The organism is Niveispirillum sp. GW835-FHT14G11 (assembly GCF_058793615.1).
On record NZ_JBXAFZ010000001.1, the window covers coordinates 623,488 to 642,204 of the forward strand.

The 18,717-nt window shown below is 65.7% G+C and carries 18 protein-coding genes; 12 read left to right on the forward strand and 6 right to left on the reverse strand.

The genetic code is table 11. From position 1 onward, the window contains the following. The first annotated feature begins 2 nt into the window (after window positions 1–2). The 8 genes from hflK (at window position 3) to AC1Q7F_RS03100 (ending at window position 7,498) form a co-directional block, all read left to right on the forward strand. Window positions 3–1,163 (forward strand): FtsH protease activity modulator HflK, encoded by a 1,161-nt coding sequence (gene hflK / locus AC1Q7F_RS03065; protein ID WP_492503670.1) that lies wholly within the window; start codon window positions 3–5, stop codon window positions 1,161–1,163. A gap of 13 nt (window positions 1,164–1,176) precedes the next feature. Beyond that, window positions 1,177–2,052 carry a protease modulator HflC gene (gene hflC, locus AC1Q7F_RS03070; RefSeq protein ID WP_492503672.1) on the forward strand — a complete coding sequence of 292 codons (876 nt, stop codon included), beginning with the start codon at window positions 1,177–1,179 and terminating at the stop codon, window positions 2,050–2,052. A gap of 182 nt (window positions 2,053–2,234) precedes the next feature. Next, window positions 2,235–2,420 carry a DUF2065 domain-containing protein gene (locus AC1Q7F_RS03075; RefSeq protein WP_492503674.1) on the forward strand — a complete coding sequence of 62 codons (186 nt, stop codon included), beginning with the start codon at window positions 2,235–2,237 and terminating at the stop codon, window positions 2,418–2,420. Window positions 2,421–2,579: 159 nt separating this feature from the next. Continuing rightward, on the forward strand, window positions 2,580–4,139 hold the full coding sequence (locus tag AC1Q7F_RS03080) for a DegQ family serine endoprotease (RefSeq protein ID WP_492503676.1): 1,560 nt from the start codon (window positions 2,580–2,582) through the stop codon (window positions 4,137–4,139). Between the two features lie 136 nt (window positions 4,140–4,275). Next, window positions 4,276–4,788: a molybdopterin-guanine dinucleotide biosynthesis protein B gene (mobB, locus tag AC1Q7F_RS03085; protein ID WP_492503678.1), complete on the forward strand. Its 513-nt coding sequence runs from the start codon at window positions 4,276–4,278 to the stop codon at window positions 4,786–4,788. Then, window positions 4,785–6,014: a molybdopterin molybdotransferase MoeA gene (locus tag AC1Q7F_RS03090; protein WP_492503680.1), complete on the forward strand. Its 1,230-nt coding sequence runs from the start codon at window positions 4,785–4,787 to the stop codon at window positions 6,012–6,014. Before mobB ends, AC1Q7F_RS03090 begins: the two co-directional genes overlap by 4 nt. Window positions 6,015–6,207: 193 nt before the next feature. Then, window positions 6,208–6,471, forward strand: coding sequence for a YjhX family toxin (locus tag AC1Q7F_RS03095; RefSeq protein ID WP_492503682.1), 264 nt, complete (start codon window positions 6,208–6,210; stop codon window positions 6,469–6,471). A gap of 160 nt (window positions 6,472–6,631) precedes the next feature. Then, window positions 6,632–7,498, forward strand: a complete 867-nt coding sequence (locus AC1Q7F_RS03100; protein WP_492503683.1) for an alpha/beta hydrolase — start codon at window positions 6,632–6,634, stop codon at window positions 7,496–7,498. Here AC1Q7F_RS03100 and AC1Q7F_RS03105 read toward each other — a convergent pair. Next, complete coding sequence (locus AC1Q7F_RS03105) at window positions 7,488–8,435, reverse strand: putative 2OG-Fe(II) oxygenase (protein WP_492503685.1); 948 nt, start codon at window positions 8,433–8,435, stop codon at window positions 7,488–7,490. The genes AC1Q7F_RS03100 and AC1Q7F_RS03105 overlap by 11 nt on opposite strands. Before the next feature lie 195 nt (window positions 8,436–8,630). On the opposite strand from AC1Q7F_RS03105, the gene rpe reads away from it, so the two are divergent. The 3 genes from rpe to purH all read left to right on the forward strand — a co-directional run bounded on the left by rpe (window position 8,631) and on the right by purH (window position 12,650). Continuing rightward, entirely contained in the window at window positions 8,631–9,317 is a 687-nt protein-coding gene (rpe, locus tag AC1Q7F_RS03110) for a ribulose-phosphate 3-epimerase (protein WP_492503687.1), read from the forward strand. 20 nt (window positions 9,318–9,337) lie between these two features. Further along, window positions 9,338–10,972 carry a heparinase II/III family protein gene (locus AC1Q7F_RS03115; protein WP_492503689.1) on the forward strand — a complete coding sequence of 545 codons (1,635 nt, stop codon included), beginning with the start codon at window positions 9,338–9,340 and terminating at the stop codon, window positions 10,970–10,972. A gap of 94 nt (window positions 10,973–11,066) precedes the next feature. Then, entirely contained in the window at window positions 11,067–12,650 is a 1,584-nt protein-coding gene (gene purH, locus AC1Q7F_RS03120) for a bifunctional phosphoribosylaminoimidazolecarboxamide formyltransferase/IMP cyclohydrolase (protein ID WP_492503691.1), read from the forward strand. Window positions 12,651–12,695: 45 nt separating this feature from the next. On the opposite strand, the gene AC1Q7F_RS03125 is transcribed toward purH, so the two are convergent. The 5 genes from AC1Q7F_RS03125 to AC1Q7F_RS03145 all read right to left on the reverse strand — a co-directional run bounded on the left by AC1Q7F_RS03125 (window position 12,696) and on the right by AC1Q7F_RS03145 (window position 17,884). Next, window positions 12,696–13,355, reverse strand: a complete 660-nt coding sequence (locus AC1Q7F_RS03125; protein WP_492503693.1) for an aquaporin — start codon at window positions 13,353–13,355, stop codon at window positions 12,696–12,698. Between the two features lie 173 nt (window positions 13,356–13,528). Next, the gene (locus tag AC1Q7F_RS03130; RefSeq protein ID WP_492503695.1) at window positions 13,529–14,398 is read right to left on the reverse strand and encodes an Hpt domain-containing protein; all 870 of its coding nucleotides are present in this window, start codon (window positions 14,396–14,398) and stop codon (window positions 13,529–13,531) included. Between the two features lie 440 nt (window positions 14,399–14,838). Beyond that, on the reverse strand, window positions 14,839–16,269 hold the full coding sequence (locus AC1Q7F_RS03135; protein ID WP_492503697.1) for an NAD(P)(+) transhydrogenase (Re/Si-specific) subunit beta: 1,431 nt from the start codon (window positions 16,267–16,269) through the stop codon (window positions 14,839–14,841). Window positions 16,270–16,286: 17 nt separating this feature from the next. Continuing rightward, on the reverse strand, window positions 16,287–16,715 hold the full coding sequence (locus tag AC1Q7F_RS03140) for an NAD(P) transhydrogenase subunit alpha part 2 (RefSeq protein WP_492503699.1): 429 nt from the start codon (window positions 16,713–16,715) through the stop codon (window positions 16,287–16,289). An 11-nt stretch (window positions 16,716–16,726) separates the two neighbouring features. Next, window positions 16,727–17,884 (reverse strand): Re/Si-specific NAD(P)(+) transhydrogenase subunit alpha, encoded by a 1,158-nt coding sequence (locus AC1Q7F_RS03145; RefSeq protein WP_492503701.1) that lies wholly within the window; start codon window positions 17,882–17,884, stop codon window positions 16,727–16,729. Window positions 17,885–18,445: 561 nt separating this feature from the next. Between AC1Q7F_RS03145 and AC1Q7F_RS03150 the strand changes: the two genes are divergently transcribed. Continuing rightward, window positions 18,446–18,658: a hypothetical protein gene (locus tag AC1Q7F_RS03150; protein WP_492503703.1), complete on the forward strand. Its 213-nt coding sequence runs from the start codon at window positions 18,446–18,448 to the stop codon at window positions 18,656–18,658. Window positions 18,659–18,717 lie beyond the last annotated feature (59 nt).

The window sequence follows — 18,717 nt, forward strand, 5'->3', positions numbered from 1 at the left end:
ATATGCCCTGGAACAATCAAGGCGGCGGCAATGGCGGCGGACCGTGGGGCTCGCCCCCGGGCGGCGGCGGCAACGGCGGCGGTAACAACCCGTGGGGTCGTCCGCCGGGCGGCGGCGGGCAACAGCCCGGCGGCCCGGACCTGGAGGATTTGCTGCGCAAGGGCCAGGAGCGGTTCAAGAGCATGACGCCCGGCGGCCTGGGCGGCGGCAAGGGCATCATGCTGGGCGTCCTGGCGCTGGCGGTGCTGTGGGGCCTGTCGGGCATCTATCGTATCGAGCCGGACGAACAGGGCGTCGTGCAGCGATTCGGCAAATATGTGCGCACCGAACAGCCGGGTCTGCGCTATCACCTGCCCGCACCGTTCGAAACGGTGGACACGCCCAAGGTGACGCTCGTCAACCGGCTGGAGATCGGCTATCGCTCCGCCATCGACAATCGCCGCCAGGGTGGCGATGTGGTCGATGAAAGTCTGATGTTGACCGGTGACGAGAATATCATCGACATCGACTTCACCGTCCTGTGGGTGATCAAGGATGCCGGTAACTTCCTGTTCAAGATCCGCGAGCCGCAACTGACCGTGCAATTGGCCGCCGAAAGCGCCATGCGCGAGGTGATCGGCCGCACCGACATCCAGCCGGCGCTGACCGAGGCCCGCCAGGATATCGAGCAGCAGACCAAACTGCTGCTGCAGACCATGCTGGACGAATACCAGTCGGGTATCGAGATCAGCCAGGTGCAGTTGCAGAAGGTCGATCCGCCCGCCCCCGTAGTGGACGCGTTCAACGATGTGCAGCGCGCCCGTCAGGATCGCGAGCGTCTGCGCAACGAGGCCGAGGCCTATCGCAACGACATCATCCCCCGCGCCCGCGGCGAGGCGGAGCAGCTGATCCAGCAGGCTTCGGCCTATCGCGAGCAGGTGGTCAGCCTGGCCCAGGGTGATGCGCAGCGCTTCTCCCAGGTCCTGTCGGCCTATACCGTGTCGCCGGAGGTTACTGCGCGGCGCATGTATCTGGAAACGATGCAGGAAGTGCTGGGCGGGTCCAACAAGATCATCATCGATCAGGGCAAGGGCGGCGGCGTCGTGCCGTTCCTGCCGCTGAACGAGTTGACCAACCAGCTTCGCCAACAGACGCCGGCCACGCCGGCGGCGCCACGCCAGTAAGGGGGGACGGGATATGAACCGTAAACTTGTCGCCTTGGGCGTCGTCGCCGCCGCGACCGTCATCCTGGCCTCGGCCTCGCTGTTCACCGTCAAGCAGACGCAGCAGGCGCTGGTGCTGCAGTTCGGTGAATGGAAACGCACCATCCAGGAACCCGGCCTGCATGCGAAGATTCCCTTCGTGCAGAACGTGATCCTGCTGGATGCCCGCGTCCTGAACGTCGATCCGCCGGTCGAACAGGTGATCCTGGCCGATCAGAAGCGGCTGGAGGTCGATGCCTTCGCCCGCTATCGCATCACCGCGCCGTTGCAGTTCTATCAGTCGGTCGGCAATGATGTGGTGGCCGAACAGCGTCTGGCCGCCACGGTGAATTCGGCCCTGCGCCGCGTGCTGGGCAATTCCACCTTGCTGAACGTGCTCTCCAAGGAGCGCGTGAAGGTGATGTCGGACATCAAGGCGCAGGTGAACCAGGAGGCCGCCCGCTTCGGCGTGGAGATCGTGGATGTCCGCATCCGCCGCGCCGACCTGCCCGACGCCACCTCCCAGGCGGTGTATGATCGCATGCGGTCGGAGCGTGAGCGCGAAGCCCGCGAGGCCCGCGCCCAGGGTAACGAGCAGGCCCAGCAGATCCGCAGCCGGGCCGAGCGCGAACGTACCGTCATCCTGGCCGAAGCCCAGCGCGACAGCCAGGTGCTGCGGGGCGAGGGCGACAACCAGGCCATCCGCATCCTGGCCGAATCCGCGGGCAAGAACCCCGAATTCTACGGGTTCTACCGTTCGCTGGAAGCCTATCGGGCCGCGGTGAAGGGCGACAGCACGCAGATGGTCCTGTCGCCGGACAGCGAGTTCTTCCGCTATTTCAACGGCACGGCCGGTGTGACGCGGCGCTGATATTTCCCGTGATCGTCCTTTGACCATCCTCGTCATCCCGGCGAAAGCCGGGACCCAGGGGCAAAACGCCCGACCTTCCAGCTGCGTTGATCGACGCTGTTGACAGGGAGGTTCCTGCGGCCCCTGGGTCCCGGCTTGCGCCGGGATGACGAAAAGAGTTCAGGTTCCTGAAAGCCGCTATCTTGACCGACTTTCTGACAGCACTTGCCCTGGTGTTCGTGATCGAGGGCCTGCTTTATGCCATCGCGCCCGCTTCCATGCGTGACATGGCGATCCGCATCACCGGCATGGAACCGGCCCTGCTGCGCCGGATCGGGCTGGGGGCGGCCATCCTGGGTGTCATCGCCCTGACGGCGATCCGGGGGTAGAACCGCTTCTCCGCCCCCTACCATCCGCCTGTTACGAAGGAATGCTTCGCAAGGCGGGGTTTCACAGCCTATATTCCCTGCTGTCGGCGCGCCCCTCCGGGCCGGTGCGCCGGTACGCGCCCCGGGTGTGGCGCGGATGACCGGCCCCTGGAGATTGACGTGATCGACGCCTTCCGTTCCCGTCCCGCCCGCGTGCTTGCCGTGGCCACTGTCCGGGAAAGTGTCCGGGAAAGCCGGGTTGCCGGCCTGCTGTCGGCGCTGGCGGTGACCGCCGCCCTGATATTCGCACCCCCGGCGCTGGCCCAGCGTGGCGCGCCGGAGAGCTTTTCGGCCCTGGCGGAGAAGACCCTGCCGGCCGTGGTCAATATCTCGACCAGCCAGACCATCCAGAACAAGCCGGGCGGTCGCGGCGCCGTGCCCATGCCGGACTTCCCGCCCGGATCGCCGATGGAAGAGTTCTTCCGCGACTTCCTGGAGCGCCAGCAGCAGGGCCAGCAGGGTGCCCCGCGCAAGGCGCAGTCGCTGGGGTCGGGCTTCATCATCGATGCCACCGGCTATATCGTCACCAACAATCACGTCATCGAAGGCGCGGACGAGATCACCGTCATCTTCCAGGATGCCGACCAGACGGAGTTGAAGGCCAAGCTGATCGGTACCGACAAGGAAACCGACCTGGCCCTGTTGAAGGTGGAGACCAAGGCCAAGCTGACGGCCCTGAAATGGGGTGACAGCGATACACTCAAGGTCGGCGACTGGGTTGTGGCCATCGGCAATCCGTTCGGTCTGGGCGGCACCGTGACGGCCGGCATCGTGTCGGCGCGGGCCCGTGACATCGGCGCCGGCCGCTTCGATGATTTCATCCAGACCGATGCCGCCATCAACCAGGGCAATTCCGGTGGTCCGCTGGTCAACCTGACCGGCGACGTGGTCGGTATCAATTCCGCCATCTATAGCCGCACCGGCGGTTCCGTCGGTATCGGCTTTGCCATCCCGTCCGGCATGGCCCGCACGGTGATCGAGGAAATCCGCAAGGCCGGCAAGGTGCGCCGCGGCTGGCTGGGCGTGCAGATCCAGTCGGTGACGCCGGAAATCGCCGAGAGCATGGGCCTGGCCCATCACAAGGGGGCTTTGGTCGGCACCGTCACCGATGGCAGCCCGGCCGCCGCCGCCGGCCTGAAGCCGGGCGACGTAATCCTGACCTTCGACGGCAAGGAAGTGACCAACAACCGCACCCTGCCCCGCATGGTGGCGGGCACGCCGGTGGGCACCAAGGTCAATGTCGGCATCTCGCGCAAGGGGGCGGCGCAGAATGTGGCCGTGACGCTCGCCGAGTTCCCCGAGGATCAGGCTGCGGCGGCCGAGGAGGAAGGGCAGGAGGAGGAGCAGAAGGGCCCCGATGCTGCCCAGCAGCAGGTGGACGCGCTGGGCCTGTCCGTCTCCGCCATCACCGCCGACCTGCGCAAGCAGTTCGAACTGGCCGAGGGCGTGAAGGGCGTGGTCATCACCAAGGTGAACCCCAATGCCCCGCCGCAATCGCGCCAGCTGCGCCCCGGCGACGTGGTGCTGGAGGTCAGCCAGCAACCCGTTTCCAGCCCCACCGATGTGCAGGACCGCGTCGCCAAGGCCAAGCAGGCCGGCCAGAAGGCCGTGCTGCTGCTGGTCGAACGGCGTGGGGAGCAGACCTTCCTGGCCCTGTCGCTGGAAGGGGCGGCGCCGTAAGCGCAACGTGTTGTAAGGAATGGTAGAAGGGGTCGCCGGTCTTCGGCGGCCCCTTTTTCATTGTGCCGCATGGGGTTGCGCCGGGCGTGCCGGCGGCCTAGGGTCGGCATGTGGAGGAAACGCAGGGAAGGCGTTCATGAAGCTTGCCCGCAATGTGTTCGGTCTGGCCGGGTGGAGCGGCAGCGGCAAGACCACCCTGATGGCCCGGTTGATCCCGGCTTTGTCGGCGCGCGGGTTGAGCGTGGCCACCGTCAAGCATGCCCATCACGCCTTCGACATCGACCAGCCGGGCAAGGACAGTTACGTGCACCGCATGGCCGGCGCGCAGGAGGTGCTGGTGGCCTCCGCCAACCGCTGGGCGCTGATGCATGAGAACCGGGGCGGGCCGGAGCCGACGCTGGCCGAGCTGCTGACCAAGCTGTCGCCCGTCGATCTGGTGCTGGTCGAAGGGTTCAAGCGCGACGCGCATCCCAAGCTGGAGGTTCATCGCCCGTCCAACGGCAAGCCGCCGCTGTGGCCTGACGACCCGCGCATCGTGGCGGTGGCCAGTGATGCGGCCCTGCCCGATTGCTCGCTACCCGTTCTGGATCTGGATGATGTCGACGCCGTCGCCGACCTGATCCTGCGGATAACGGGGGCCCGGGGATGAGTGCCCAAGGCGATTGTTTCGATGCCGAATTCAAAATGCTGACCGTGGACGCGGCATTGCGGCTGATCGAGGCGCGCTTCAAATCCGTTACGGAACCGGAACAAATTTCGCTGGTGACGGCCCTGGACCGGGTGCTGGCGGCGGATGTGGTCAGCACGCTGGACCTGCCGCCCTTTGATAACAGCGCCATGGATGGCTATGCGGTGCGCCTGTCAGATCTGGGCCGGGTGCTGCCGGTTGCCGGCCCGGTGTTCGCGGGTGCCGTCGATGTCACCGCCCCGCCGCCCGGCACGGCCGTGCGCATCTTCACCGGCGCACCGGTGCCACCCGATCTGGATCTGGTGGTGATGCAGGAGGATGCGGTGGTGGATGGCGCCCTTGTCCGCCTGCCCGCCGGCCTGCCTGCCGGCGCCAACCTGCGCCGCAAGGGAGAGGATGTGGCGGTGGGCCAAGTGGCGCTGAAGGCTGGTCGCCGCCTTGGCCCCCGCGACCTGGCGCTGGCGGCGGGCCTGGGCCTGGACCGCCTGACCGTGCACCGGCCGCTGCGCGTGGCCCTGTTCTCCACCGGGGACGAGGTGACAGAGCCGGGTAGACCCCTGACGTCCGGCGGCATCTATGACAGCAACCGTGCCCTGCTACGCGGGCTGCTGGCCCGGCTGGGCTGCGTGGTCACTGACCTGGGCATCCTGGCCGATAATGCCGATGCCATCCGCGACGGGCTGGATGGGGCGGCCTGCACCCATGACCTGATCCTCACTTCCGGCGGCGTGTCGTCCGGCGATGCCGACCATGTAAAGGCGGTGGTGGCGGGGCTGGGCGGGCTGGAATTCTGGAAATTGGCGCTGAAACCTGGCAAGCCGCTGGCCCTGGGCCATGTCGGCCCGGCCGCCTTCGCCGGATTGCCGGGCAATCCCGTGGCCATGCTGGTCAGTTTCCTGGCGCTGGTGCAGCCGCTGATCCAGCGTCTGTCGGGCATGGGGGTGGAGCCCTTGCCGCGGCTGACCGCCCCATCCGGCTTCGCCCACGCCAAGAAGGGCGGGCGGCGGGAATATCTGCGCGTCACCATCGGGCCCGATGGCGTGGCCCGTGCCGATCCCGATGATGGTGCGGCCATGCTGCGCCGCCTGTCCCTGGCCGATGCGCTGGCGGAATTGGGGGAGGAGGTGACACAGGTGCGACCGGGTGATGCGCTGCGCATCCTGCCGCTGGGCCTGCTGGGGGCTTGATATCCAATCCGACCTCGGATAGGTTTTAGGTCCCGCTTCGACAGGAGTGTATATGTCCGGGATTGTCGTCATCCGCTGACCCGCCGCCTTGGCCGGTCAGTCTGCGCAGAAGCCCATGCTCGCCGCGCGCGTTGCGGTGGCCATGCATGGCCGCGTCAGCCCTTGTTGCTGAATGGAAGACGACATCCCGATCATGAATATCTCGAAGCCGGAGCAGCGGACGCTGCACGCATTGGCCCAGGGTGGCCGCATCAACCTGATCCGCAATGAAGCCGACTACCGCGACATCCAGGGCGTGGAATGCCTGACGCGCGACGGCTGGCTGCTGATGGACTGTACCATGGCCGTCTTCGCCAGGCTGAAGAGACGGCGCCTGATCGGCTCCACCAACAGCGGCCCCTATCGCATCACCCGTTACGGTCTGGCGGCCGTGCGGGCACAACTGGATAACCGCTGAAAGAGAAACCCCCGGCGCCGCGCCAACCGTCGATGCGGCGTCATTGCCAGAGGTTGGGCGTCACAGCCGTCATTGCCAACCGCCGCCATCGGTCCTTGACCGCGCAACCGGGGAATTCGTAGACAGGCGGTGGCGTTCTAACCCGAAGGGGACATTGCGTATGCGTTTCATCTGGTTTCTGGCCGTCGCTCTGTTGTTCGCTGCCCCGCCCAGCCCGGCACAGGATGCGCTGCCCGCCTATCAGATGGAACGCAGCACGGTCCATACGGTCCGTGCCAAAATGGGCCGGTCCTTCGACCTTTATGTCCGGGTGCCGCCCGGCTATGCCGATGCCAGGAATGCCGGCAAGCGCTATCCCGTCCTCTACATGACCGATGGCGGCTACACCTTCCCCGTCGCGACCGGGATCAGCGCCCTGGGCCACAGCCAGAAGCGGCTGGAGGAATTCATCATCGTCGCCATCGCCAATGCCACGGGCGAGCCGCCGGCCGATGCCCGCCGCCGCGACCTGACGCCTTGGGCCAGCGACAGCCAGCCGGGGTCGGGCGGGGCGCCCGCCTATCTGGATTTCCTGGTGACCGAAGCGATGCCGGTGATCGAGAAGACCTACCGCATCGACCCCGCCCGCCGCACCCTGGTGGGCCAGTCCTATGGCGGGCTGTTCGGCCTGTGGGTGCTGTTCACCCGGCCGCAGCATTTCAGCAGCTACATCCTGACCAGCCCATCCATCTGGTTCCAGGATTACCGCCTGCTGAAGCTGGAGGCCGATTTCGCCAAATCCAACAAGGATTTGAAGGCCAAGCTCTATATGGCGACGGGATCGTTCGAGGCGGCGAAGACCGGTGATGCAAGGTACAACAGCAATCGCGACATGGTGGCCGACCAGCAGGAGATGGCAAAGCGCCTGCGCGGGCGCAAATATCCGGGGCTGGAGGTGGTGTCGGAGATCAGCCCCGGCACCTATCACGAAACCACATTCCCCGTGGGCCTGATCCAGGGGCTGCAATGGCTTTACATCAGTCGGTAGGCACAAAGCCGGTCGCGGCCGGGTGCGGCGCCCAGAAATTGCATGCGAGCGACACACGTGCACCGCCGCCCGGATAGGGGTGGGTCCAGTGGCAGAAATAGCCCGGCATCAGGACGACGAGGCCCGGTTCGGGCGCGATGGCGGTGGCGGGCCAGGCGGACGGGTCCGCCACACCCTCCGGTGCTCCGACATGCAGGCAGCAATCCCCGGTTCCCCGCCCCGTTTGGGGGGGTATCCGCAGATAGGCGACAGCCACAACGAAGCACGCCCCATGGTGATGCGGCACATTGCGCCCCGCCCCGTCGGAGACGACACCCCAGGAATAGGTGGAGAAAGCGGGTGCCGAGAGGCGGGCATAGGGATGGTCCGCGTCTTCCAGCGATCGCGCATAGGTCCGGGCCATGGCCGACAGGGCGGCATGCAGGTCGATGAGGACCGGATCGGACAGGCGATGCGTATCGCGGATACGGCGCAGGCCACGGATGGATTTATGCTGGGCCTCATGCCCGCTGCCTTCCGCGGCCGTGACCAGCAGATCGGCGCACGCCTGTGCCAGATCCGGCCGGCCGCCGGGCAGATGATGACATTGCAACAGCGGATCATGCGCCGTCCATGGTGCGATCGCCCCACTGTCGCCCATCTGGTCCAGCAGCAGCAGGTAATTGTTCACCATGCCGGCATTGCCGAGGCCGGCAGCGAACAGCGTCTCATATTCCTGCCGGCGGGCCGACAGCGGGCCCAGGCCGGTGCCGATATCCCACCCCGCACACAGCGCGCCGTTCAGCACGGCGGTGGCCGCCACGTCGTGCCCGGCCTCACGCAACATGCGCGCATGCAATCCCACCGGTATGTCGAACTGCCGCTGCGTGGTGAAAAGCCGGCAATAGAGCCGCACCCCCTCGTCCCCGCGCCCGGTCTGGATAAGGCTGATGGCCATGTTCGCGATGCCATGGGCCTCTATGGCAGTTCTATCGGGTCCGGTGTCCATCATGCCTGAAACCGTGGATCCACGTGATGGCGGGTCAACCATCATTATAGCCAAGGGGTCCATATGGCGCCATGTCCCCGGAACCGGCCATTCATGCGCCGAACCCGGCTTGTCGGCGGGCCTGCTTGTTGATACCAACCCGTCATGATGACGCACCATATCAAGATCGCCCCGTCCATCCTGTCCGCCGATTTCGCCCGCCTGGGTGAGGAGGTGCGCGCCATCGATGAGGCGGGTGCCGATTACATCCATATCGACGTGATGGACGGTCATTTCGTGCCCAACATCACCATCGGCCCGGCCGTGGTGAAGGCGCTGCGCCCGCACACGAAGAAGATCTTCGACGTGCATCTGATGATCGCGCCCGTCGATAACTTCATCCAGGGCTTCGCCGATGCCGGTGCGGACATCATCAGCTTCCATCCCGAAGCCGGTGCCCACCCGCATCGCACGGTGCAGCTGATCCGCAGCTTGGGCAAGAAACCCGGCATCGTGCTGAACCCGCACACGCCCTTGTCCATGGTCGATTACCTGCTGGGCGACCTGGATCTGGTGCTGGTGATGTCGGTCAATCCCGGCTTCGGTGGGCAGAGCTTCATCGCCTCGCAGCTGGACAAGATCGCGGAGTTGCGCCGCCGCATCAATGCCGTGTCGCAAGCCCAGGGCGGCCGGCAGATCGATCTGGAGGTCGATGGCGGCGTGAATGTGGAGACGGCGAAGCAGTGCATCGCCGCTGGTGCCGATGTGCTGGTGGCCGGTACGGCCACCTTCGTGGGCGGACCGTCCGCCTATGGTACCAACATGCGCGCCCTGCGCGGCCAGAACGGTTGACCCGCCGTATGACCGGGGGCATGGCGCATAAAAGGTTCAAGCCGGGTGGTGGCGGCTGGTACCGCACGACCGGGCTGTACCAGATGATGGCCCTGTCCGGCCCCGCGCCGCAGCAGCTTTCCCTGGTCCCGCCTGACCCCTGGCCGGGCGATGCCCATCTTGGCCAGGACTTGCTGAACAACCGCTTCCGCTTCGCGGGCCAAAGCTTCTCCGGCGAATTGCCGCCCTGGCTGGAGGAGGGGGCGTCCGCCCCCTGGCTGGCGGAAATGCATGGCTTCGACTGGCTGCGCCATCTGCGCGCCACGGGCGGCGACGGGGCTCGCCGGCAGGCCCGCGTTCTGGTCAGCCATTGGCTGGACCTGTTCGGCAAGCGCTGGCATCCCGTGGCCTGGGCGCCCGATGTGCTGGCCACCCGGGTCGCCGCCTGGATCGGCCAGCATGATTTCTTCCTGGCCAGCGCCGACGACCAGTTGCGTGCCCGTGTCTTCGACAGCCTGGCCCGCCAGGTCCGCTATCTGGAACATACGGTGCCCGGCCGCCTGAAGGGTGTTGCCCTGGTGGGGGCGCTGAAGGGCATGGTCTATGGCGGCCTGTGCCTGTCGGGCCTGGGCCGTGTCACCGACCGCGCCCGCGTCCTGCTGAACCGGGAATTGCCCCGGCAGATCCTGCCCGATGGCGGGCATGTGGAACATTCGCCAGCCAGCCAGCTGCTGGTCCTGCGCCACCTGATCGATATGCGCGGCTGTTTTCGCGCGGTGCGGGAGGAGGTGCCGGAAGCGCTGCAGCATGCCATCGACCGCATGACCCCGACCCTGCGTTTCTTCCGTCATGGCGATGGCAGCCTGGCCCTGTTCAATGGCTCACAGGAAGGCGAGGCGGTGCTGATCGATACGGTGCTGGGCCAGGCGGATGCGCGCGGCCGGCCGCTGAAATCCACGCCCCATATCGGGTTTGAGCGCATTACGGCCGGCCGTACCTGCGTGCTGATGGATGTCGGCGTGCCGCCGATGCCGGGCCTGGACGAGCATGCCCATGCCGGCACCCTGTCGTTCGAGATGAGCATCGGGCGCGAACGGCTGGTGGTGAATTGCGGTGCCCATCCGGGCGACCAGGGTATGTGGCGGGCGGCATTGGCCGCCACGGCCGCGCATTCGACCCTTGCCATCGACGATACCAATTCCAGCGGCATCAATGAGGAGGGCGGCCTGACCCGCCGGCCCGGCGATGTGCAATGCCTGCGCCAGGACGGGGATGAGGGCACGCTGGTCGATGCCCATCATGACGGCTATTTCGACCGGGGTGGCATCGTCCACCACCGCCGCCTGTTCCTGGCCGAAAGCGGCGAGGATCTGCGCGGACAGGACAAGCTGACCGGCACGCCGGGCCATGAATTCGCCGTGCGCTTCCACCTGCATCCCGGCGTGCGCATGGCGACGCTGGAGGATGAGGCGGCGTTGCTGCTGCGGCTGCCGTCCGGTGCGCTGTGGAAGTTCCGGGCCACGGGCGCGGAGATTGAAACCACCGACAGCATCTATCTGGGCCAGGGCGCCGATCCGCGGCCGACCACCCAGATCGTGCTGCGCGGCGTGACCCAACTGGGCGAAACCCTGGTGAAATGGGGATTCCGCCGGGAAGGCAGCGACATCGATAGTTAGGCCGACCAGATCGGCATTTCACCCCGGGCCGGTCCAGATGGATCGGCCCGGCTCTTTTACATCCACCCGCATCATCCGCCAGGATCAGAACATCATGAGCATCGATCTCGTCCCCATCCGCCGCGCCATCATCTCCATCTCCGACAAGACGGGCCTGATCGATCTGGGCAAGGCACTGGCTGCGCGCGGCGTGCATATCCTGTCCACGGGCGGCTCCGCCAAGGCGCTGGCCGATGCCGGGATTGCCGTGACGGAAGTGTCCGACCATACCGGCTTTCCGGAGATGATGGACGGGCGGGTGAAGACCCTGCATCCCAAGATCCATGGCGGCATCCTGGCCCGCCGCGACTTTCCCACGCATACGGACGCCATGTCGGCCCATGACATCCCCGGCATCGACCTGGTCGTCGTGAACCTCTACCCGTTCGAGGCGACGGTGGCCAAGGGCGCGGATTTCGAGACCTGTATCGAGAATATCGATATTGGCGGCCCGTCCCTGATCCGCGGTGCGGCCAAGAACCATGATTTTGTGGCCGTGGTCACCGACGCGTCCGACTATGCCGAGTTGCTGAGCCAGTTGGAGGCCAATGACGGCCAGACGGCCCTGGCTTTCCGCCGCACCCTGGCCGCCAAGGCCTATGCCCGCACCGGCGCCTATGACGCCGCCATCTCCCGCTGGTTCGCGGGCCAGCTGGGCCAGGACTATCCCCAGCGCCTGACCTTCGGCGGTGAGCTGCGTCAGACCCTGCGCTATGGCGAGAACCCGCACCAGTCGGCGGCGTTCTACACGACGGGCGACCAGCGTCCCGGCATCGCCACGGCCACGCAGCTGCAGGGCAAGGAACTGTCCTACAACAACCTGAACGACACGGATGCGGCGTTTGAGCTGGTGTCGGAATTCGAGCGTCCGGCCATCGCCATCATCAAGCACGCCAATCCCTGCGGTGTGGCCGAGGGCGACAATCTGCTGGATGCCTATACGCGTGCGCTGGCCTGTGACCCCGTGTCGGCCTTTGGCGGCATCATCGCCATGAACCGCATCCTGGACGCCGAGACCGCCGAACAGATTGCCAAGCTGTTCGCCGAAGTGGTGATCGCGCCCGACGCCGATGACGCGGCCAAGGCCTTTCTGGCCACCAAGAAGAACCTGCGCGTGCTGCTGACCGGCTCCATGCCCAACCCGGCTGAGCCGGGCCTGTTCGTGAAGTCGGTTTCCGGCGGCTATCTGGTCCAGACGCGCGACAATGGCCGCATCACCCAGACCGACCTGAAGGTGGTGACCAAGCGCGCCCCGACCGAGGCCGAACTGGCCGACCTGCTGTTCGCCTTCCGCGTGGGCAAGCATGTGAAGTCGAACGCCATCGTCTATGCCAAGGCCGGCGCCACCGTCGGCATCGGGGCCGGTCAGATGAGCCGCGTCGACAGCAGTCGCATCGCCGCCTGGAAATCCGCCGACGCCGCCAAGGCCGCCGGCCTGAGCGAGGCCGGCACCCAGGGGTCGGTCGTGGCGTCGGATGCCTTCTTCCCGTTTGCCGACGGCCTGCTGGCCGCCGCCGACGCTGGCGTGACGGCAGTGATCCAGCCGGGTGGGTCGATGCGCGACGCGGAGGTGATCGCGGCAGCGGACGAGCGTGGGCTGGCGATGGTGTTCACCGGAATGCGGCACTTCCGGCATTGAGGTTTGGGGTGGGGGGCGGCTGGTGCCGCCTCCCCGCCTGTCAGATCAATCCTCCAGCGCCCGCAAGCGGAATGCCAATGCCCCGATGACGGCGCCCACGAGCGGAGCAATCAGGAACAGCCAGAGCTGGGCCAAGGCCTGCCCGCCGGCCAGCAGGGCCGGGCCAGCGCTGCGGGCCGGGTTGACAGAAACGCCTGTCACCTGGATGCCGACGATATGGATGACGGCCAGCGTGATGCCGATGGCGAGCCCCGCGAAGCCGGGGGCGGCACCCTTGCCGGTGGAGCCCAGGATGACGATCACGAACAGGGCCGTCATCACCACCTCGAACAAGGCGGCGGCCTGTAGGGGAAAACCACCCAGATAGCCTTCGCCCCAGCCATTCTGGCCCAGGCTGGCGCTGCTGCCGGCGATGGTGGCCAGGATGGCTGCGCCAGCCAGGGCACCCGCGAACTGGGCCGTCCAGTAGATCAGCATGGAACGCAGGTCCATGCGGCCCGCGACGAAGGCACCCAGGCTGACGGCCGGATTGACATGGCAGCCGGAAACCGGGCCGATGCCATAGGCCATGGCGACGATGGCGAAGCCGAAGGCCAGCGCGATGCCCAACTGGCCGACATGGGCACCGCCCAGCACGGCGGCACCGCAGCCGAACAGGACCAGGGTCAATGTGCCGATGAACTCGGCAATCCACTTGGTTTTCATCTGTTTCTTCCCGTTCAGTGACTGGGCATGGCAGCATCCGGGACAGGGATGTCCCCTTCTGGTTGTGATGCCGCTATCCATCAGTCGTTAATATTTTACGTTGGCGTGCGTGCAAGGTCAATTGGCGACAGTTTTACTGTCGGTGTTGCAGGAAATCAGCGCAACTGACGATATTACTTCGCCTTGCCGCAGGCTCGGTCCACGCCGTCTTCATCCAGCCAGCCGCTGAGCCCCTCCCGCAACTCCGCCAGCATCGGGTCCAGCAGGCGGAACAGCATGGCGGCGATCTCCGGGTGGCCATCCTCCAGCATGTCCGCCAGATTGGCGGCAACCATGGCCAGGCGGCCCGCGCCCAGCGCCTGGGCACGGTGCTTCAGACGCTGGGCGATCTGCGCCGCTTCCGCCCAGTGGGCCCGCGCCATGGCGGCGTCGATGGCCAGGATGCGGGCCGGAACGGCGGCCAGGAACTGCTGCAAAAGCTTCCCGGCCTCGTCCGCGGCACCTCCGAAGGGAGCCAGCAAGCGGCTGACATTCAGGATGGCCGGATCGATGTCGGGCCAGACATCCTGGCGCCAGTCCGGCATTCCCCAGTCGGCTGGAGAGGATGGCGAGGGGGTGGCGGAGCCGCCCAGAGGCAGGGAAACCCACAGGGTCGTGCCGGCCTCCTGCACCGAAATGCCCAGCACACCGCCCAGTTCGGCAGCGATCGAGCGGAAAGGAGCCATGGCCTCTCCTCCATCACCGGACGGCAGGGCGGTATCGGCCTTCACATGCATAAGGATGTTGATGACAGGGGCGACAATCTGTTCGACGACGATCCGTACAGGCCCGTCGCCAGCCTGCTTGAGGCTCCGGTCCAGCAGCCCGGCCAGGAGCTGTTCGAACGCCGCCGCCGGCCCGGCCAGGAATGCCGGCAAGGCCGGGTCAATGGCCAGGATGATTTCGCCCGGCTGGCGATTTCCGATCAGCCCGGCCAACATGTCCTTGAGATGGAAACTTGGCGGGTCGGCGGCGCAGGTGGCGCCCACTTTCAGGCAAAGCATGCAGGGTCCTGTGACAAACGGATCAAGCCCCGGAATCAGCTGCCGGCTGCCGGGATTTGAAAAGACGATGGGTGGGCAAGCCAAGGCAAAGCACATCACCGGCAGGCTTGCCGATGGGCGCGGACAGTCGTCGGCATCGGGCCGGTGACATGCCTGTTTCGATTTGTTTCCCCGGATGGCGAAAGCCGCGTGAGGGCCGGGTGCCGGAGCACGACCCTGATAGCGCTACCTTCGTGTTGAGGAGGTGTTTACCTTAATGGAAGGTTAAGGTCAATTATCTGGCATTTTATGGAAATGGATTGCTGTCATTCGCGTGCGGCGGAGGCAGATGCCCGATTCTGGCATGAAAATTGTTATCGATGTCATTTGGGGGGTGACAAACAAAAAGGGCCGCCCCGTCACCGGAGCGGCCCTTCCCTCAATCCCAGTCAATCAGCGGCTCAGTGCCCGCTGCCCGACAGGTTCTTCACGATCTCCTCGGTGACCTTCTTGGCGTCGCCCAGCAGCATCATGGTGTTGGGGCGGAAGAACAGTTCGTTCTCCACGCCGGCATAACCGGCACCCATCGACCGCTTGATGAACAGCACGGTCTTGGCCTTTTCCACATCCAGGATCGGCATGCCATAGATCGGGCTGGCCGTGTCGGTCTTGGCGGCGGGGTTGGTCACGTCGTTGGCGCCGATGACATAGGCCACGTCTGCCTGGCCGAAATCGCGGTTGATCTCGTCCAGTTCGAACACTTCATCATAGGGCACGTTGGCTTCGGCCAGCAGCACGTTCATGTGGCCGGGCATGCGGCCTGCGACGGGATGGATGGCGTACTTCACCTCCACCCCTTCCTTCTTCAGCAGGTCGCCCATTTCACGCAGCGCGTGCTGGGCCTGGGCCACGGCCATGCCATAGCCGGGGACCACGATGACCTTGGACGCGTTCTTCATGATAAAGGCGGCGTCGTCGGCGGAACCGGCCTTGAAGCTGCGGTCGATGGCGGCACCACCGGCGGCGGCACCGGCGGTGGCGTCACCGCCAAAGCCACCCAGGATGACGTTGATGATCGACCGGTTCATGCCCTTACACATGATGTAGGACAGGATGGCGCCCGAGGCACCGACCAGCGAACCGGTGATGATCAGCAGATTATTCTGCAGCGTGAAGCCGATGCCCGCCGCTGCCCAGCCGGAATAGCTGTTCAGCATCGACACGACCACGGGCATGTCGGCCCCGCCGATCGGCAGGATCAGCAGGAAGCCCAGTGCCAAGGCCAGGGCGACGATGACCCAGAACAGCAGCGGCGACTGGGTGAAGCACAGCAGCACGATCAGCACGACCAGCGCGATGCCCAGGCCGGCATTCAGCGTGTGCTGGCCGGAGAATACCAGCGGCTTGCCGCTGACCCGCCCATCCAGCTTCAGGAAGGCGACGATGGAGCCGGTGAAGGTGATGGCGCCGATGGCCACGCCCAGGCTCATCTCCACCAGCGAGCCGACATGGATGTCGCCGGCCGTACCGATATTGAAGCTTTCCGGGGAATGGAAGGCGGCACCGGCCACGAACACGGCGGCCAGACCAACGAGGCTGTGGAAGGCGGCGACCAGCTGCGGCAGCTGCGTCATCTGGATGCGCTTGGCGATGACCATGCCGGCGGCACCGCCGATGGCGATACCGGCCACGATCATCAGCAGACGCGTGAACTCCAGCGACTTGCCGGTCAATGCCGGCAGCGCCACCAGGGTGGTGACGATGGCCAGCGCCATGCCGATCATGCCGAAGCGGTTGCCGGTCTGGGCGGTTTCCGGGCTGGACAGGCCACGCAGGGCGAGGATGAACAGCACACCGGAGACGAGATAGAGAAGCGATGCGGTGACGAGCATGTATGGTTCCTCCCCGGTCACTTCTTGGCGGCGCCGGATGGCGCCTTCTTCTTGTACATGGCCAGCATGCGCTGCGTGACCATGAAGCCGCCGAAGATGTTGACGCTGGCCAGCACGATGGCCAGGAAACCCATCAGGGCGGAAAAGCCGTTATCGGCGGCACCCGTGGCGATCAGGGCGCCGACGATGATCACCGACGACACGGCGTTGGTCACGGCCATCAGGGGGGAATGTAGGGCCGGCGTCACCTTCCAGACGACATAATAGCCGACGAAGCAGGCCAGGACGAAGACGGTCAGGCCGATGACGATGAAGGGCATGCCGCCGGCATTGGCCAGCTGCGCCTCCAGCATGGAAATCTTGTTGGCCATCTGGACCGCTTGGTCGCGCGCGGCATCCAGGTTGTTCAGCAGCTCCGCGCCGCTGTCCGCATTGGCAAGGATCATCTTGTGGCTCCTCAGGCGGCGGGCTTGTTGAAGGCCGGATGGACCACGGCGCCGTCACGGGTCAGGCCCGTGCCCTTCACCACGTCATCCTCCCAGTTCATCTTCAGCACCTTGGCGTCCTTGTCGACGAACGGTGTGATGAAGTTGAGCAGGTTCTTGGCATACAGGGCGGAGGCGTCGACGGCGATGCGGCCCGGCATGTTGATGCGGCCCACGATCTTCACGCCATATTTCTCCACCACCTCGCCGGCCACCGCACCCTCGACATTGCCCCCCTGTTCGCAGGCCAGATCCACCAGGATCGCCCCCTGCTTCATGGTCTTCAGCATGTCGTCGGTGATCAGCACCGGCGCCTTGCGGCCGGGAATCAGGGCCGTCGTGATGACGATGTCCTGCTTCTTGATGGTCTCGGCGATCAGGGCCGCCTGCTTGGCCTGATACTCCTTGGACATTTCCTTGGCATAGCCACCGGCCGTCTGGGCCTGCTGGAATTCCTCGTCCATCACCGCGACGAAGGTGCCGCCCAGGCTTTCCACCTGTTCCTTGGTGGCCGGGCGCACGTCGGTGGCCGACACCACCGCGCCCAAGCGCTTGGCGGTGGCGATGGCCTGCAGCCCCGCCACGCCGGCGCCCATGACCAGGGCGCGGGCGGGGGGGACGGTGCCGGCGGCAGTCATCATCATCGGAAAGGCGCGACCAAACTCGTTCGCGGCCTCGATCACGGCGCGATAGCCGGCCAGGTTCGACTGGCTCGACAGGATGTCCATGCTCTGCGCGCGGGTGATGCGCGGCATGAACTCCATGGCAAACGCGTCGATCTTGGCGCTGGCATAGGCGGCCACCGTCTCCGGCACGCCATAGGGCGACAGCGCGGCGATCAGGATGGCACCCGGCTTGATAAGGGCCAGCTCGTCCACGGCCCCTTCGCCGGCGGCCAGCGGACGCTGCACCTTCAGGACGATGTCGGCACCCGACAGCGTGCTGGTCACATCCGGTGCCACGCTGGCGCCGGCGGCGGTAAAGGCCTCGTCGGTGATGGCGGACCCCAGGCCGGCCCCGGCCTCGACCACGACCTCGAATCCGAGCCCGATATATTTGCGGACAGTGTCGGGCGTGGCTGCGACCCGCAGCTCATGCGCCCGGCGTTCCTTCGGAATGGCGATTTTCATTCGATCCGATTCCCCCTCTTGAAAGTTCCTAAAGTCTCGGCAGGCGACCCAGGGTGCCGGCGCTCCATTTCAGGATTATGCCGGCTATCATTATGCCGCCGCACGATGACGCATCCGGTAATCTTTGTGAAGCTTTCCAGGGCCACCACGTCATGGTCGCAAAGCCAATTCCCACTGGATGGAAAGGAAGTGCCTGATCGGGCGAAAGGATCGATCGAGGCCATGGAAAGCGGGTTTTGTAACGGCAATCCGGTAATTCCGTTTCCGATCGTCAGAATCGCCCCAGGGAATAAGCCGTTAAGATATCAGCATTTTTATGGTAACCGGTTACCATAACTCGCGTAACGCCGTTACAGGATTTGGACCGGCGACCAAAGTCGTCCTTGCCAGCCGCAATGGTTTTGCCATGGACGCATGGAACGGTTGTTATGCGGTGAGGTTGGGGTACGGTTGCATCACGCCCTTGGCCGCCGGCGCCGCATGGGGCCGGAATGCGGGACTGGACCCGGCAATGAGGGTGGGGCAGAGTGTCGGCCGACTTGACCGGACCCCAAAAGCCCCATGACCGATCCGCAGCCCCCCGAAAAGCATCCCCTGGCCGACGCCGCCCGCACCCTGTTCAAGGAACTGACGGACGCGGGCCGCCCGGTCGTGGGCACCGGCATCGGCGAAGGGCAGATCTTCCTGCGCGTGGCCGGGCCCGACCATGGCGCCCCGGCGGAATATCGGGGCTATCCGGTTGTCGTGCTGACCGATGAGGGGATCAAGCGGTAACCTGTTTCGATCCAGGTGCAGATGACGCAGGACGGACCTTGACCGCATCCCCCTTCCGA